The organism is Paenarthrobacter sp. TRD_SC_7, assembly GCF_056156245.1.
The window spans coordinates 3,308,898-3,323,641 of record NZ_CM149587.1; the positions used below are offsets into that span (position 1 = coordinate 3,308,898).

The window sequence follows — 14,744 nt, forward strand, 5'->3', positions numbered from 1 at the left end:
GTCAGTACCAGATCTGGTTCATGCGGGCAGCCATCACCAATGCGGTTATGCCCACCGCCGCAAGGACGAAGTTGCTCCAGCGGGTTCGTTCAAGGATGGCCCAATAGACCGCCCCCAGAGGAATCATCAGGGCAACAATGAGGTAGCCCCAGAACTCCCATGCTTCACCGGCCATCTGCTCCCCCATGGCAACGCGGATGATCGAGCCCACCAGATACACCACCAGTACAAGCTCAACGGCGAGTACGGAGAAGATCGTGGGGTCGTTCGGGGCTTTCTTCATCAAGCCGGCCACAACGCACATGATCGTGGACACCAGTCCAACGATGAGGATGGCGTAAAAGTATCCGTCCATGCCTATTTTGCCTGCCCTGTTCCAGTTCCCGGCGCGAAGACCAGGACGGGTTTCGCGAAGCTACCGGTATCGGCCAGCAGGGCCACCAGCTCCCCCGACGGCGCGAACGCTGCGGCGGGCTTCTCGGCCGTAGCGGCGTCCGGTGTTCCTGCTCCCGGTCCGGCAGCGATGCGGCGGCCGAAGGAGATCTCGATGGTTTCTTCCTCGCTCAGCTCCCGGTTGGGCATCAGCGAACGTGCCGCCAGGGACATTTCCAGGATCTCGAGCTCTTCTGCCAGCTCCTCCAGCGTGCGTGCTTGGTCCAGGGAGTACGGGCCCACTTGTGTCCTACGCAAGGCTGTGAGGTGTCCCCCTACACCCAAGGCATTGCCGAGGTCCCGGGCCAATGCCCTGATGTACGTGCCGGAAGAACATTCGACGGTGACGTCGACGTCAACAACCCTGCCGCCGTCGATCTTGGTGATGGAGTGGACATCGAAGCGGTGGATGGTGACCGGACGGGCCGCGAGCTTGACCTCTTCGCCCGAGCGGACCCGGGCGTAGGAGCGTTCGCCATTGACTTTGATGGCACTGACGCTGCTGGGAACCTGCTGAATCGGGCCGGTAAGCGCGGCAACACCGGCGGCGACGGCGTCGTCGGTAATGTCCGCTGCGTTGCGGGCCTCCGTGACCTCGCCCTCGGCGTCGTCGGTGATGGTGGTTTCGCCCAGCCTGATCGTGGCGGTGTACGTCTTGGACGTGCCCACGATGTAGGTCAGCAGGCGCGTGGCCTTGTTGATGCCGAGCACCAGAACGCCGGTTGCCATGGGATCAAGCGTGCCGGCATGGCCCACTTTCCGGGTGCCGGCCAGCCGACGCATCCGGCCAACCACATCATGGCTGGTCCATCCCTGCGGTTTGTCAACGATTACCAGTCCAGAAAGCACGCTTACCAGTATATGGGTGGCTAGGATGGCTCCCATGCCTGAGCTTGCCGCGCACGTCCGCGACGTCCCCGTGAACCAGATCCGCGAGATCACCGAAGCTGCCTGGTCCACCCCCGGAGCAATCGTCCTTAGCATCGGGGAACCGGGCTTTGCATTACCCCGGCACATCCTCGACGCCGGCATTGACTGCCTGGACCGGGATGAGACCAACTACACACCCAACGCCGGAATTCCTGCCCTCCGTGAAGCCTTTGCCGCGCGCTTCCGTGAGCTGCAAGGCGTCGATATCGGAGCGGAACGGGTCTATGTGGTGGACGGCGCCCAGCAGGGACTCCACTTTGCCATGAGCCTCCTCCTCTCCCCCGGAGACGAGATTCTCATCCCGAACCCCGGATACCCCACCTTCGCCATGACCAGCCGGCTGCTGCACGCCGTGCCAGTGCAGTACCCGCTGTACCCGCAGAACGACTTCCAGCCGCGCATTGAGGACATAGATGCCCTCATCACGCCACGTACCCGTGTCATCATGCTGAACTCCCCATCCAACCCCTTGGGTGCCGTGTTCAGCGAGGAATCCACGCGCCAGCTGGTGGAGCTGGCCGTCCGCCACGACCTCTGGATCATCTCGGACGAATGCTATGAATCCTTCACTTTCGATGTCCCCCATGTCAGCCCTGCCCGCTTCGACAGTGCCGTCCCCGGCGAAGCCCGGGTTTTCACCTCCCTGACCCTGTCCAAAACATACGGGCTGACGGGCCTCCGAATCGGCGCGTTGATCTGCCCGCCGGGGTTGGAGCAGAAGATGAACAACGTGATGGAGTCCATCGTGTCCTGCGTCGCGTCCCCTTCGCAGTACGCCGCATTAGCCGCGCTGACAGGCCCGCAGGATTATGTTTCCCAGGCGCGCGACCATTACCGCAGCAATCGGGATGCAGCATCGGCTGTGCTGGCGGAGAAGGGAATCCCGTTTCTGGGCGCACAGGGGGCTTTCTACCTTTGGGCTAACGTCTCGCATGTGAGCCGCGGGGACGTCAGGGCCTGGGTGCGGGACTTCCTGGCGGATTCCGGAGTGTCCTTCGCGCCGGGTACGGCCTTCGGTTCGATCGGAGAGGGCTGGATCAGGATCGCGCTATGCGGCGGGCAACAAGACCTGCTCGACGGCGTCAACCGGCTCCCAGCCAGGGCCTAGTTTTCGTTAGCCTTCAGTAGGCCGTCCGGCGGGCGTGGTTCCGCCAAGCCTGAAATGGTTCATCGGATGCGGCCAACTCGGCGTGCTCCACGGGCAGCAGTTCCGGTCTGGTGCCGGCAAAGTACTCATAGAACACGGCGTCGTCGAAGCCGGCCCGGGCCGCGCCGTGCCTGTCCGCAGCGAAATAGACGCGGCCAATCCTTGCCCAGAGCGTGGCCGATAGGCACAGCGGGCAGGGTTCACAGCTGGCATAGAGAACGGACCCCGCGAGGTCGAACCTCTTGGTTGCGGCTGCGGCACGACGAATCGCCACCACCTCAGCATGTGCCGTGGGATCGTGGTCCCGGGTCACCCGGTTGACTCCCTCATGGACACTTCCGTCCGGGGTGACCACGACGGCGCCGAAAGGGCCGCCGCCGTCGGAAACGTTTTGCACGGCCAGCTTGATGGCCAGGTTCAGGTATTCATCACGTTGCTGAGCACTGTGCGCCGACATGCTCCCGATCATAGCGAGTTTGAGTACAGCAAATGCCCCTAAGAAGGCCTCTTAAGGGCATCAGCTGTACAAAATCTCAAAGAATGTTCTAGCGGCTGGCGTCTTCGTCGAGTTCGTTATCGCCGGAGAGGTCAGTGTCCTCTTCGTCGAAGTCGTCCTCTTCGATGTCCTCCGGCGAATCGCCCTTGTAGGGGTCTTCGTCGCCTGCGTGCTTGGCGCTGGCAGCCAAAGCGGCTACCTCTGCGTCGCGACGCTTGGCTTCACGCAGCAGCTCTTCAAGGTTCGAGGCATTGACCGGAATCTGGTCAGCCACGAACTCGAGTGTCGGAGTGAGGCGAACAGTGATGTTACGGCCGACTTCCTGCCGCAACACACCCTTGGCCTTCTCCAGCGCCCTGGCGGCATCGGCCTGGGCTACGTCGTCACCAAAAACGGTGTAGTAGATGGTGGCGTGCTGAAGGTCATTGGTGACGCGGGCGTCCGTGACCGTGATGGACTCGACGCGCGGATCCTTGACCCGGCGTCCAAGGGCCTCAGCGACGACGACCTTTATCCGCTGTGCCAGCTTGGCAGCGCGTGCGGGATCAGCCATGACTTCCTCCTGGAAAGTAGAAAAGGGGACGGAACGGGTCCGCCGGGGTTACCCGACGGACCCGTTCCAAACGGAACCTAGCTGCGCGGCTTTTCGCGCATTTCGAAGGTCTCGATGATGTCGCCTTCAGTGATGTCATTGAAGGAGCCAAGACCGATACCACACTCGAAGTCGGTACGGACTTCGGTGGCGTCATCCTTGAAGCGCTTGAGCGTCTCAACGGTGAGGTTGTCACCGATGACCTTGCCGTCGCGGCTGACACGTGCCTTGGTGTTACGGCGGATGATGCCCGTGCGGACGATCGAGCCGGCGATGTTTCCGAACTTGGAAGAACGGAAGACTTCGCGAACCTCGGCAGTACCGAGCTGGACTTCTTCGTATTCCGGCTTGAGCATGCCCTTAAGAGCCATCTCGATGTCATCGATTGCTGCGTAGATGACCGAGTAGAAGCGCATGTCCACGCCTTCACGGTCGGCCAGTTCAGCAACACGCTCTGCCGGCTTGACGTTGAAGCCAATGATGATGGCGTTGTCCACCGTGGCGAGGTTGACGTCGTTCTGCGTGATGGCACCCACACCGCGGTGGATGACACGAAGCTGAACGTCGTCGTCTCCGACGTCGATCTTGAGCAAGGCGTCTTCGAGGGCTTCCACGGCACCGGACACGTCACCCTTGAGGATGAGGTTGAGGGTGTCGATCTTGCCTTCGGCAACGGCCTGGTCGAAGTCTTCCAGGCTGATGCGCTTGCGACGCTTAGCCAGTGCGGCGTTGCGGTCGGCAGCTTCACGCTTCTCAGCGATCTGGCGGGCCGTACGCTCGTCCGGAGTCACCAGGAAGGTGTCACCTGCACGCGGCACGTTGGACAGGCCGAGGACCTGGACCGGGCGGGACGGCAGCGCAACATCAAGTGCCTCGCCGTTCTCGTCGAACATGGCACGGACGCGGCCGTGAGCCGTACCGGCCACAATCGTGTCGCCCACGGCCAAGGTACCGGACTGCACCAGGACGGTTGCGACAGCACCGCGGCCCTTATCGAGGTTCGCTTCGATGGCAATGCCTCGAGCGTCCTTGTCCGGGTTGGCGCGCAGATCCAGGGCAGCATCGGCCGTCAGCAGGACGGCGTCGATCAGTTCGTCGATGTTGAGGTTCTGGCGTGCAGAGACCTCAACGAACATGGTGTCGCCACCGTATTCTTCGGGAACCAGGCCGTACTCGGTGAGCTGGCCCTTGACCTTGTCAGGGTTGGCGCCTTCCTTGTCGATCTTGTTCACTGCGACAACGATCGGCACGTTGGCTGCCTGTGCGTGGTTAAGTGCTTCCACCGTCTGGGGCATGACGCCGTCGTCGGCTGCGACAACCAGGATCGCGATATCGGTGACCTTGGCACCACGAGCACGCATGGCCGTGAAGGCCTCGTGACCGGGAGTGTCAATGAAGGTGATGTCGCGAGGCTTGTCCTCGTGGATGTGGCTGATCTGGTAAGCACCGATGTGTTGGGTGATACCACCGTGCTCGCCGGCCACAACGTTGGAGTTGCGGATGGCGTCCAACAGGCGGGTCTTACCGTGGTCAACGTGACCCATGACCGTGACAACCGGCGCGCGGGCCTCGAGGACATCGTCGCCTTCGGCGTCGAGTTCGTCCTGGATGTTGATGTCGAACTGGTCGAGCAGTTCGCGCTCTTCATCTTCCGGCGAGACAACCTGCAGCTTGTAGCCAAGTTCTGCGCCAAGCAAACCAAAGGTGTCCTCGTCGAGGGACTGCGTAGCCGTAGCCATCTCACCGAGGTGGAACAGCACGGTCACCAGCGATGCGGGGTTCGCGTCAATCTTCTCGGCGAAGTCCGTGATGGACGAGCCGCGACGCAGGCGGATGATGGTCTCGCCATCACCGCGGGGTACTGATACGCCGCCCAGTGACGGAGCACTCATCTGCTCCAGTTCCTGGCGCTTTGCACGCTTCGACTTGCGCTGCTTGCCACGACCGGCGCCGCCCTTGCCGAAGGCACCCTGGGTGCCACCGCGACCGCGGCCACCCTTGCCGAAGCCACCGCCGGCGGGAGCTCCGCCACCGGTACCTGCACCAGGTGCGCCACCGGGACGACCGGGTCCGCCACCGGGACGGCCTGCGCCACCCGGACGGCCTGCGCCACCGGGAGCCGGACGCTCAGTGCGGTTGGGCATCATGCCCGGGGTAGGACGGTTTCCGGCACCCGGACCGCCGGCGGGACGCGGAGCGCCCGGACGGGGTGCACCGGGACGCGGTGCGCCCGGACGGGGTCCGCCGGTACCTGCTGCGGGACGGGGTCCGCCGGCGCCAGCCGCAGGACGCGGACCACCGGGGCGTTCGCCATCGTTGCGGCGTTCGCCTCGGGGCATGCCCTGGGACGGCGCAAACGGGTTGTTACCCGGACGTGGCGGACGGTCTCCGTCGCCACCTCGGCCCCGGGGCATGCCCTGGGACGTAGCAAACGGGTTGTTGCCCGGACGGGGACCGCCGGGACGCGGAGCCTGGCCACCTTGACGGGCCGGAGCCGGAGTCTCTGCTTTGGGAGCAGGACGGGCGCCGGGCTTGGCCGAAACCGGGGTGGACGCGGCAGGAGCCGCAGGGGCTGCCGGGGCAGGTGCTGCCGGAGCAGCGGCCGCCGGAGCCGCCGGAGCGGGGGCTGCAGGTGCCGGGGCCGGAGCCTTCGGCGCTGCAGGACCCGGTGCCGGAGCTGCCGGACGGGATGCTGCGGGAGCTTTGGGAGCTGCAGCGGGTGCGGCGGCTTTGGCAGCGCCGGCACCCGGGTAGGCATCGCGAAGCTTCTTCACGACGGGGGCCTCAATAGTTGAAGAGGCGGAGCGAACGAATTCGCCCAATTCCTGCAGTTTGGTTACTGCATCTTTGGAAGTAATACCGAGCTCTTTGGCGAGCTCATGTACGCGGACCTTGGCCACATTTCTCCTGTCTCGGTCCGCACCGAGCCAGGCACGAACCGTCTACTTCTTACTGCGGGCCTTCGCCGCTTGCGCGATTGAAAGGCCCATTGCAGAGCGCAACAAAGTTGTCATCGTTACGCACTCATCGCTGGGAACTCATCGGGTTTCCATCAGTTTTCTGACCCGCTTTCAGGTTTGGACGGTTTTCCTGCGGCGGCCTGGGCCTCCACAAGTGGCGTACCGGGCATCAGGTATCTCTCCACGGCGCCTGTATCGGAAGCACCCGCAAGGGCCCTTCCGAAAGCTCGCCGCTTGATCGCCAATGCCAAGCACTTTTCGCTGGGGTGCAGCCACGCACCCCTGCCGGCCATCCGGCGTCGTTCATCCACCAGGACAGCGGACGAACCGCTGCCTTGGGCGACCAGCCGGACAAGCTCGGACCGGGAGCCTTGCTTCCGGCATCCGATGCACGTGCGAACAGGCCCGTGGCCATGTTCAAGCAGTTCAGCCACGACGTGTCCAACCTGCCTTACGCTACTGGCACCCGACGGGCCCCGGTCCTGCGGATGCAGCTGAGGCACGCCAAAGCGCGCGGATACCGGACGTAAGCCCGGTTCCATCTAGTCTAGCCCCCCGGCCCCGGAGTCCCGAAACCAAGTACGCCGCCAGCGCGGCGCGGAACCGGCGGGGTGGGCCGCCGGTTGAACCGCTAGTCCGTCTTGGCCGGAGCAGCGTCCGAAACGATATCGATGCGCCAGCCGGTCAGCTTGGCTGCGAGCCGCGCGTTCTGGCCTTCCTTGCCGATCGCCAGTGAAAGCTGGTAGTCCGGCACTACTACGCGGGCCGAGCGGGTGGCTTCGTCAGTGATAGTGACGGAATTCACTCGCGACGGCGACAACGAGTTGGCGATGAAGGTCGCGGGGTCGTCGCTGAAGTCGACGATGTCGATCTTTTCGTCGTTAAGTTCGGTCATGACCGCGCGGACACGGGAACCCATTTCACCGATGCAGGCACCCTTGGCGTTGACACCGGGAGTGTTGGCTTTGACGGCGATCTTGGTGCGGTGACCGGCTTCACGGGCCAGTGCCACGATCTCCACGGAGTGGTCCGCGATTTCCGGAACTTCCATTTCGAACAGCTTGCGGACCAGGCCGGGGTGCGAGCGGGACAACGTAATGGACGGGCCCTTGGCACCGCGGTGTACGTCCACGACGAAGGCACGCAAGCGGCTTCCGTGGAGGTACTTCTCACCCGGAACCTGCTCGGGCGGCGGCAGCAATGCCTCCACGGTTCCAAGGTTGACCTGAATCATGTGCGGGTTGTTGCCCTGCTGGATCATGCCGGCCACAAGCTCGCCTTCACGGCCCTTGAACTCGCCCAGCACGTTGTCGTCTTCTACGTCGCGAAGGCGCTGCAGGATAATCTGGCGGGCCGTGCTGGCAGCGATACGGCCGAAACCAGCCGGAGTGTCCTCGAACTCGCCGATGGGCTCGCCGTCGTCGTCGATTTCCGTGGCCCAGATGGTCACGTGACCGCTCTTGCGGTCCAGCTCCGCGCGGGCCTTTTCGAAGGCACCGGGCGTCTTGTGGTACGCCACCAGCAGCGCTTGCTCGATGGTGGGAATCAGGAGATCCAGCGGGATTTCACGCTCACGCTCCAGGAGTCTCAGTGCGCTCATGTCAATATCCATTAGGCCTCCTCGGAAGGTCCGTTGTGCTCGTCTTCCAGCGCAGCCTCGTGGAGGTGGCTGAATTCAATCTCGACTTTTCCTTGGCGGATCCTGTCGAAAGGAATAGTGATGGGTTCGCCCTGCTTGGGCTTCATGCCCTTCTTGACCTCGTGCTCGGGGATGAGCGTCACAGCATCATCCCCTACCGAGCTGATACGACCCAGGAGGTTATCGCCTTGGATGACGTTGACCCTGACCATGCGGCCGCGGGCTCGGTGCCAGTGACGCGGTTCGGTCAGGGGGCGGCCTACTCCCGGGGAGGAAACCTCAAGGTCGTATGGACGTCCGTCGTCATGGGGATCGTTGTCCAGAATATCGGACAGTCCGCGTGAGACGTCCGCAATGGCGTCAAGGCTGACGCCCCCCGTCTCTTCCTGCGGAAGGTCCACTACAACGTGGACCGTGCGGTGTGAACCGGCAACGTGGATGGAAACATCCTCGAGGTAGAGCCTGCTGGCAAGGACAGCCGGTTCAAGCAGCGCCCTAAGCCTGCTCTCTTCCGGGTTGTGGATGGTGGCCGTTGAGTTCGATTCAGAACGGTCTGTTGAAGTCGTGGCTTCCGAGTCACTCACGTTGCCCGCCGCCTCCCGATAGATGTTGTTGTGACTACTAGCCTAACGATTTTCCCGGGAACATGGTGCACGGACTTCCCCGTCCACGTGACACCATGGTCTGTTGTGAACGGGCAGACAAGCGAAAAACGACGAACACTACCCTGGGGCCGGGTTTTGCTGGTTGCCGTGGTGGCCCTGCTTGTTGCCGGGACCGGAATGGTGCTTATTCCGCGTGATTCCGGGACTCCCCCGGAGGTCCCCTTCTCCGAAACCGCCCGCCTCGCGGCGCTGGAGGACACGCTGCTCCTGCGGGAATCAGCCGCCAAACTGGCGGAGGCGGCGGACGCTGAAGCCGGGAAGCCAACACTCGCCGCTGCTGTGACTTTGCTGACAACCCACGCACAGGCCTTGCTTGACCCGAGCGGCGCGACGTCCAGCGCCACCGCATCCGGCCATGCGGCCACGACTGTCCGGGAAAGTGCAGCCGCCACGGAAAGCAGCCGCGGATCCTTCCTGTCCCGGTTGACCGGCAGCGGGCGGAAGCGACTGGACGATACCCGCGAGGCCGACGGCGGGATCGCCCGCCTGCTTGCCGCCGTCGGATCCGCCCAGTTGCTTCAGGCCGAAAGGCTCGCCGCGGAGTGGCACCTGCCGCTGCCACAACAGACAGCGGCGTCAGAAACCAAAGCTCCTGCGGCAACGCCCTTGGCGGCCTCCTGCCCGTCGGTCAGCCCTACCCCGGAGTCGACGGTCGCCACGACCGACACCGCCCTGGCCGCGATGGTTCGCTCGCAGCAAGAAGCAATCTACGTTTACCAGGTAGCACTGAAGCGGCTGGACAACTCGAACTCGGCGGCTGCTGCCAAGTACTTGCAAGTGCACGAGGTGCTGCTCCAGCAGGCAGAATCACTCACCAGCGCCAACTGCGCAGACGCGCCCACAAGCGAGGCGGGCTATCGGTTGCCGGAACAGTTCGCCCATGACCCTGGCGCTTTCCTGGGTTCCGTGGAAGCTGCGACACTGCCTCGTTTTGGCGATCTTGTTGCGCTGTCTACGGATGAGACCCGGACGTGGGCCGTTGACGGACTCCTGGCCGCCGCCCGCAGGAGCGCAGCATGGGGCGCGCCCCTGCCTGCGTTGCCGGGACTCATGCTCGACGCCGGCGAGCTGCCTCCCTTGCCGACGTCCACTGCGACGTCGACTTCCAGCGGCGGATAGGCCAGCCTAGCCATGCTGGTCAGGGCAGCCTGCCAGTGCTTGGCTTGATGCATGGCTTCTACAGAAACTGCCACCACGCATGAGAACGAACCTCACCGGGACGATCTGGCCCACCGGTTGAACTGGTTGCGGGCCGGGGTCCTGGGCGCCAATGATGGCATCGTGTCCGTCGCTGCGATCGTGGTGGGCGTGGCAGGTGCCACGACCAGCACAGGCAGCATACTTGCGGCAGGCACCGCCGGCCTGGTGGGTGGCGCTATTTCCATGGCTTTGGGTGAGTACGTGTCCGTCAGCAGCCAGAGCGACACCCAAAAAGCGCTGATCGAAAAAGAGAAACGTGAACTGGCGGAGCAACCCGAGGATGAACTCAACGAGTTGGCCGCCATTTACGAGTCCAAAGGACTCAGCGCCAAGACGGCTCGGACCGTTGCCCAGGAGCTGACCGAACATGACGCCTTGGCCGCCCACCTCTCGGCCGAGCTGAATATCCACGAAAACGACATCGTCAGCCCCTGGAACGCAGCCTTGGCCTCCGCCGTGGCATTCACCTTGGGAGCGGTGCTGCCCATGCTGGCCATCCTGCTGCCTCCACCGGAAATGCGGGTACCACTGACATTCGTTGCAGTCTTGCTGGCGTTGGCGATCACGGGCGCGGTTGGTGCATGGATCGGCGGCGCTTCCCGCTTCCGGGCAGCCGCTCGGGTGGTGCTCGGCGGGGCCCTGGCGCTGGCTGCAACGTTCTCGATCGGAACCCTGTTGGGCGCAAGCGGCGTTTTCTAAGGGGCACGCGTTGATGCGGAGTTAGGCTGATGGCGTGACCCTTCACGCGATGATTCCCATTCCGGGCGACCTCCACGCCCGGTACAACCGCGACTCAGCGGGCAGGGACTGGCTGGCCAGCCTCCCGGGTCTCATCTCTGAGGCCCTTGACCGCTGGCAGCTCTCCGTGGACCTGGCGCCAGGTGCCGAGCCTTGGAATGGCCATGGAGCCTTGGTGGTGCCCGTTATTCAGAGCGGCACGCACGCAGCCCTGAAGATCGCGTTTCCCCATGACGAAGCACTGGTGGAGCGCCATGCCCTGGCCCTTTGGGATGGCCACGGCGCGGTCCGCCTCCTCGCGTCCGACGACGCAAGTTGCTCCATGCTGCTCGAACGCCTGGATGCCTTCCATTGGCTCCAGGACGTCCCGCTGGAGGAAGCCAGGGACGTGTGGGGCGCCATCATGCGCGAGCTCTCCATACAGCCCGATGAACGACGTGAATGGCGGGCTTTCGACCATATTGCTGCAACCGCCGAACGGTGGAGCGATGAACTCCCCGCGGAATGGGATCGATTGGACCGCCCTTTCCCGAGGTGGCTGCTGGAGGCGGCCTTGGAGGTCTGCCAGACGCGCGGGGCCGTCGGACGCCGCTCCGGCACTGATGTCCTGGTGCATACAGACCTTCATTTCATGAACATTCTTGCCACCACAGGTGTCGAAAGACTGTCCCTCCGCGGAGACTATCTGGCCATCGATCCTCAACCACAGATTGGCGAGGCGGAGTTCGCCGTCGCCCCGATCCTGTGGAACCGTATCCACGACCTTCCGCGGACGGACCCGGAAGCCGGGTTGCTGGAGCGGTGTCATGACTTCAGCCGTGCCGCTGGCCTTGATCCAGAGGTTGCCCGGCAATGGAGCATCGCGCGCGAGGTGCAGAACGCTTTGTGGTACGCCGCGAAACCCGGACATGGCGGTGACCTTGCCCGCTCCCTGTGGGTGGCAAGCACCCTGGCCGGCAGCACGCTCGAGGCCTTGCCGCGGGCGCACGATCTCCCCGATCCCGGCGGAGCGGCTTGACTAGAGCCAAACGCGGCAGCCCTACGCTGCGAAGTTCTCGTTCCAAACGTCCACGCCGAGTTTAATGATCAGTGCCGCCACCACAATCAGAAAAACAAGGCGCACAAACTTGCTCCCCCTGGCTACTGCGGTCCTGGCACCCAGGTAGCCTCCGGCCATATTGGCCAAGCCAAGGACGAGGCCCACGCCCCACAGCAGGGAGCCATGAGGGAGGAAAAAAATCAACGCGCCCGCGTTCGTGGCCATGTTGACGATCTTCGCTTTGGCGCTGGCTTCGAGGAAGGCATAACCCATGGCCGAAACCAGGGCAATCACAAGGAATGAGCCTGTACCTGGGCCGATCAAGCCGTCGTAAAAGCCGATCACGGCACCGATCAGGCACGCCATCACGTAGTGCTTATGGCCGTCGTGGCGCAGCGCCGTCAGCTCACCGGCGCTGGGACGCAAGGCTGTGAAGATGGCGACGGCGATCAGCGCAAGTACGATGATGGGCTTGAAAACGCTGGCAGGCAGGGAGGCCGCCAGGATGGCCCCGCCGAAGCTCCCGGCCAACGCGATGACCGCCATGGGAATAGCCGTCTTGAGGTCAGGCCCCACGCGGCGGTAGTACGTAATGGCGCTGGTGGTGGTCCCGAAAATGGACCCCATCTTGTTGGTGGCCAGGGCTTGGACAGGCGTGATGCCAGGAACCAGCAGCAGGGCGGGGAGCTGGATCAGTCCCCCGCCACCGACTACTGCATCAACCCAGCCAGCTGCGAATCCAGCCACCACAATCAGGATGAGAGTGGTGAGCTGGATCGATTCGAAGCCGGAAATCACCGGGTTCGTACAGCGTTGACCACGTAATCCACGGCCTTGTCCACCGAGATGTTCTCGGCTTCACCGCTGCGACGGTCCTTGACTTCCACCACACCGTCCACAAGACCCCGGCCGACGGCCACGATAGTGGGCACGCCGACGAGCTCGGCGTCGCCGAACTTTACGCCGGGCGAAACCTTCGGGCGGTCGTCGAAGATGACGTCAAGGCCGGCGGCTTCAAGTTCGGCCGAGAGCTTTTCCGCGGCCTCAAAGATCTCATCGCCACGACCGACCGCCACGACGTGGACATCTGCGGGGGCGACCGAACGCGGCCAGACAATGCCACGGTCGTCGTGGTTGGCTTCGGCAAGAGCGGCCACGGCACGCGTCACGCCAACGCCGTAGGAGCCCATGGTGACAACCTGCTGCTTGCCGTTCTGGTCCAGGACCTTCAGGTCGAGGGCCTCAGCGTACTTGCGACCCAGCTGGAAGATGTGGCCCATTTCGATGCCACGCGCGGTTTCCAGCGGTCCTGATCCGTCCGGGGCGGGGTCACCTGCACGCACTTCGGTGCTCTCAATGACGCCGTCCCAGGCGAAGTCGCGTCCTGCAACCAATCCAAAGACGTGTTTGCCCTCGGCATTGGCACCGGTAACCCAGCTGGTGCCGGAGACGACGCGGGGGTCCACGAGGAAGAGCACCTTGGAGGATCCCTCAAGACCAAGGACAGGCTCGTCCAGGGACAGGCCTGGACCGATGTAGCCCTTCACGAGCCACGGCAGCTTCTTGAGGTCTTCTTCATTGGCAGCTTCGAGGCCGATTTCACCGGCGATCGGCAAGTGGGAACCGATATTGGCTTCCACGCGCTTGAGGTCTACTCCGCGGTCGCCGGGAACACCGATGACCACCATCTGGCGCTCACCGGTGGGCAGCGTGACGGCAAGGACAACATTCTTGAGCGTGTCAGCGGCAGTCCAGGCGCCGCCGTCGGACTCGCTGCGGGGAGCAAGCTGGTTGGCGGCGTCCACCAAAGTATCGATAGTGGGCGTGTTCGGGGTGTCCAGGACCTCGGCGGCCGGGGCGTTGGTGAAGTCGATCTCGTCGGGAACCACGGTGGTCACGGCTTCGACGTTTGCGTAGTAGCCACCGGCCGAGCGGACGAACGTGTCCTCGCCGATCTCGGTGGGGAACAGGAATTCCTCGCTCTTGGAGCCACCCATGGCGCCAGCGGTGGCGGCCACCGGGATGACCTCCAGGCCGAGGCGCTCAAAGATCTTCAGGTACGCACCGCGGTGCGCGGCGTAGCTTGCGTCCAAGCCGGCGTCGTCAACATCGAACGAGTAGGAGTCCTTCATGATGAACTCCCGGCCACGGAGGAGCCCTGCCCGGGGACGGGCTTCATCGCGGTACTTGTTCTGGATTTGGTAGAGGCTTAGCGGCAGGTCCTTGTACGAGGAGTACAGATCCTTGACCAAGAGAGTGAACATTTCCTCGTGCGTGGGGGCAAGGAGGTAGTCCGCGCCCTTGCGGTCCTGGAGGCGGAACAGGCCTTCGCCATATTCGGTCCAGCGGTTGGTTGCCTCATAGGGCTCGCGGGGAAGCAGCGCAGGGAAGTGGACTTCCTGGGCTCCAATGGCGGACATTTCCTGGCGGATGATGTCCTCCACCTTTCGCAGGACGCTCAGCCCCAGCGGCAGCCACGTGTAAATGCCGGGTGCGGCGCGGCGGATATAGCCGGCGCGGACCAGGAGCTTGTGGCTGGCGACCTCGGCGTCGACGGGATCTTCACGCAGGGTGCGCAGGAACAGCTGGGAAAGGCGAAGGACCACGGGTACGTATCCGTTTCTATGGCAGATGTGGCAAAAACAACTGCCTACTAATCTACCGGCTGACGGCGGGGCCGCTTGAACGGGCCCGCATGGCGTCCGGACAGCCTGAACACAGAAGAGCCACGCCGTCGCGTCTGGAAGCCCCTGGCCGCTACCGGCTGGTCATCCTGCGATGGCGTGGCTCAGCGGCCGGCCGGCCGCAGACTCTGTCCGGGGACTAGATCGCCGTCCCCTCCAGCGGAACGGGATCGCCTGCGACTGGGAAGCATTGGTCACTGCCGAGCTCATGGGTGGTTTGGC

Annotated in this window: 15 protein-coding genes; 5 read left to right on the forward strand and 10 right to left on the reverse strand. The window is 63.8% G+C overall.

Annotation, left to right across the window (positions count from 1 at the left end; all coding sequences use genetic code 11):
* Position 1: 1 nt before the first annotated feature.
* Both AC0J5Z_RS15955 and truB read right to left on the reverse strand, forming a co-directional pair.
* Positions 2 to 355 (reverse strand): hypothetical protein, encoded by a 354-nt coding sequence (locus AC0J5Z_RS15955; protein ID WP_475034062.1) that lies wholly within the window; start codon positions 353 to 355, stop codon positions 2 to 4.
* Positions 356 to 357: 2 nt separating this feature from the next.
* Positions 358 to 1,281, reverse strand: coding sequence for a tRNA pseudouridine(55) synthase TruB (truB, locus tag AC0J5Z_RS15960; protein ID WP_475034066.1), 924 nt, complete (start codon positions 1,279 to 1,281; stop codon positions 358 to 360).
* A gap of 34 nt (positions 1,282 to 1,315) precedes the next feature.
* On the opposite strand from truB, the gene AC0J5Z_RS15965 reads away from it, so the two are divergent.
* Positions 1,316 to 2,470 carry a pyridoxal phosphate-dependent aminotransferase gene (locus AC0J5Z_RS15965; protein WP_475034070.1) on the forward strand — a complete coding sequence of 385 codons (1,155 nt, stop codon included), beginning with the start codon at positions 1,316 to 1,318 and terminating at the stop codon, positions 2,468 to 2,470.
* Positions 2,471 to 2,483: 13 nt separating this feature from the next.
* Here AC0J5Z_RS15965 and AC0J5Z_RS15970 read toward each other — a convergent pair whose 3' ends face one another.
* From AC0J5Z_RS15970 to AC0J5Z_RS15985, 4 genes are all read right to left on the reverse strand, one after another.
* Positions 2,484 to 2,966, reverse strand: coding sequence for a nucleoside deaminase (locus AC0J5Z_RS15970; protein WP_475034074.1), 483 nt, complete (start codon positions 2,964 to 2,966; stop codon positions 2,484 to 2,486).
* A gap of 88 nt (positions 2,967 to 3,054) precedes the next feature.
* Complete coding sequence (gene rbfA / locus AC0J5Z_RS15975; protein ID WP_475034078.1) at positions 3,055 to 3,558, reverse strand: 30S ribosome-binding factor RbfA; 504 nt, start codon at positions 3,556 to 3,558, stop codon at positions 3,055 to 3,057.
* Between the two features lie 77 nt (positions 3,559 to 3,635).
* Complete coding sequence (infB, locus tag AC0J5Z_RS15980) at positions 3,636 to 6,497, reverse strand: translation initiation factor IF-2 (protein ID WP_475034083.1); 2,862 nt, start codon at positions 6,495 to 6,497, stop codon at positions 3,636 to 3,638.
* Positions 6,498 to 6,649: 152 nt separating this feature from the next.
* Positions 6,650 to 6,904, reverse strand: a complete 255-nt coding sequence (locus AC0J5Z_RS15985) for a YlxR family protein (protein ID WP_238324636.1) — start codon at positions 6,902 to 6,904, stop codon at positions 6,650 to 6,652.
* Between AC0J5Z_RS15985 and AC0J5Z_RS15990 the strand changes: the two genes are divergently transcribed.
* Positions 6,824 to 7,087 (forward strand): hypothetical protein, encoded by a 264-nt coding sequence (locus AC0J5Z_RS15990; protein ID WP_475039846.1) that lies wholly within the window; start codon positions 6,824 to 6,826, stop codon positions 7,085 to 7,087. The genes AC0J5Z_RS15985 and AC0J5Z_RS15990 overlap by 81 nt on opposite strands.
* 101 nt (positions 7,088 to 7,188) lie before the next feature.
* Here AC0J5Z_RS15990 and nusA read toward each other — a convergent pair whose 3' ends face one another.
* Both nusA and AC0J5Z_RS16000 read right to left on the reverse strand, forming a co-directional pair.
* Positions 7,189 to 8,169 carry a transcription termination factor NusA gene (gene nusA, locus AC0J5Z_RS15995; protein ID WP_475034087.1) on the reverse strand — a complete coding sequence of 327 codons (981 nt, stop codon included), beginning with the start codon at positions 8,167 to 8,169 and terminating at the stop codon, positions 7,189 to 7,191.
* The gene (locus tag AC0J5Z_RS16000) at positions 8,169 to 8,780 is read right to left on the reverse strand and encodes a ribosome maturation factor RimP (protein WP_475034091.1); all 612 of its coding nucleotides are present in this window, start codon (positions 8,778 to 8,780) and stop codon (positions 8,169 to 8,171) included. The genes nusA and AC0J5Z_RS16000 overlap by 1 nt, the downstream gene beginning before the upstream one ends.
* Before the next feature lie 30 nt (positions 8,781 to 8,810).
* Between AC0J5Z_RS16000 and AC0J5Z_RS16005 the strand changes: the two genes are divergently transcribed.
* From AC0J5Z_RS16005 to AC0J5Z_RS16015, 3 genes are read left to right on the forward strand one after another with little or no spacing between them, the layout of a single operon-like run.
* Positions 8,811 to 9,980, forward strand: a complete 1,170-nt coding sequence (locus AC0J5Z_RS16005) for a DUF4439 domain-containing protein (protein ID WP_475034094.1) — start codon at positions 8,811 to 8,813, stop codon at positions 9,978 to 9,980.
* 51 nt (positions 9,981 to 10,031) lie between these two features.
* Positions 10,032 to 10,760, forward strand: a complete 729-nt coding sequence (locus AC0J5Z_RS16010) for a VIT1/CCC1 transporter family protein (protein ID WP_475034097.1) — start codon at positions 10,032 to 10,034, stop codon at positions 10,758 to 10,760.
* 49 nt (positions 10,761 to 10,809) lie between these two features.
* On the forward strand, positions 10,810 to 11,817 hold the full coding sequence (locus AC0J5Z_RS16015) for an aminoglycoside phosphotransferase family protein (RefSeq protein WP_475039738.1): 1,008 nt from the start codon (positions 10,810 to 10,812) through the stop codon (positions 11,815 to 11,817).
* A gap of 21 nt (positions 11,818 to 11,838) precedes the next feature.
* On the opposite strand, the gene AC0J5Z_RS16020 is transcribed toward AC0J5Z_RS16015, so the two are convergent.
* Entirely contained in the window at positions 11,839 to 12,636 is a 798-nt protein-coding gene (locus AC0J5Z_RS16020) for a sulfite exporter TauE/SafE family protein (RefSeq protein WP_475034099.1), read from the reverse strand.
* Positions 12,633 to 14,444 carry a proline--tRNA ligase gene (locus tag AC0J5Z_RS16025; protein ID WP_475034103.1) on the reverse strand — a complete coding sequence of 604 codons (1,812 nt, stop codon included), beginning with the start codon at positions 14,442 to 14,444 and terminating at the stop codon, positions 12,633 to 12,635. The genes AC0J5Z_RS16020 and AC0J5Z_RS16025 overlap by 4 nt, the downstream gene beginning before the upstream one ends.
* Positions 14,445 to 14,744 lie beyond the last annotated feature (300 nt).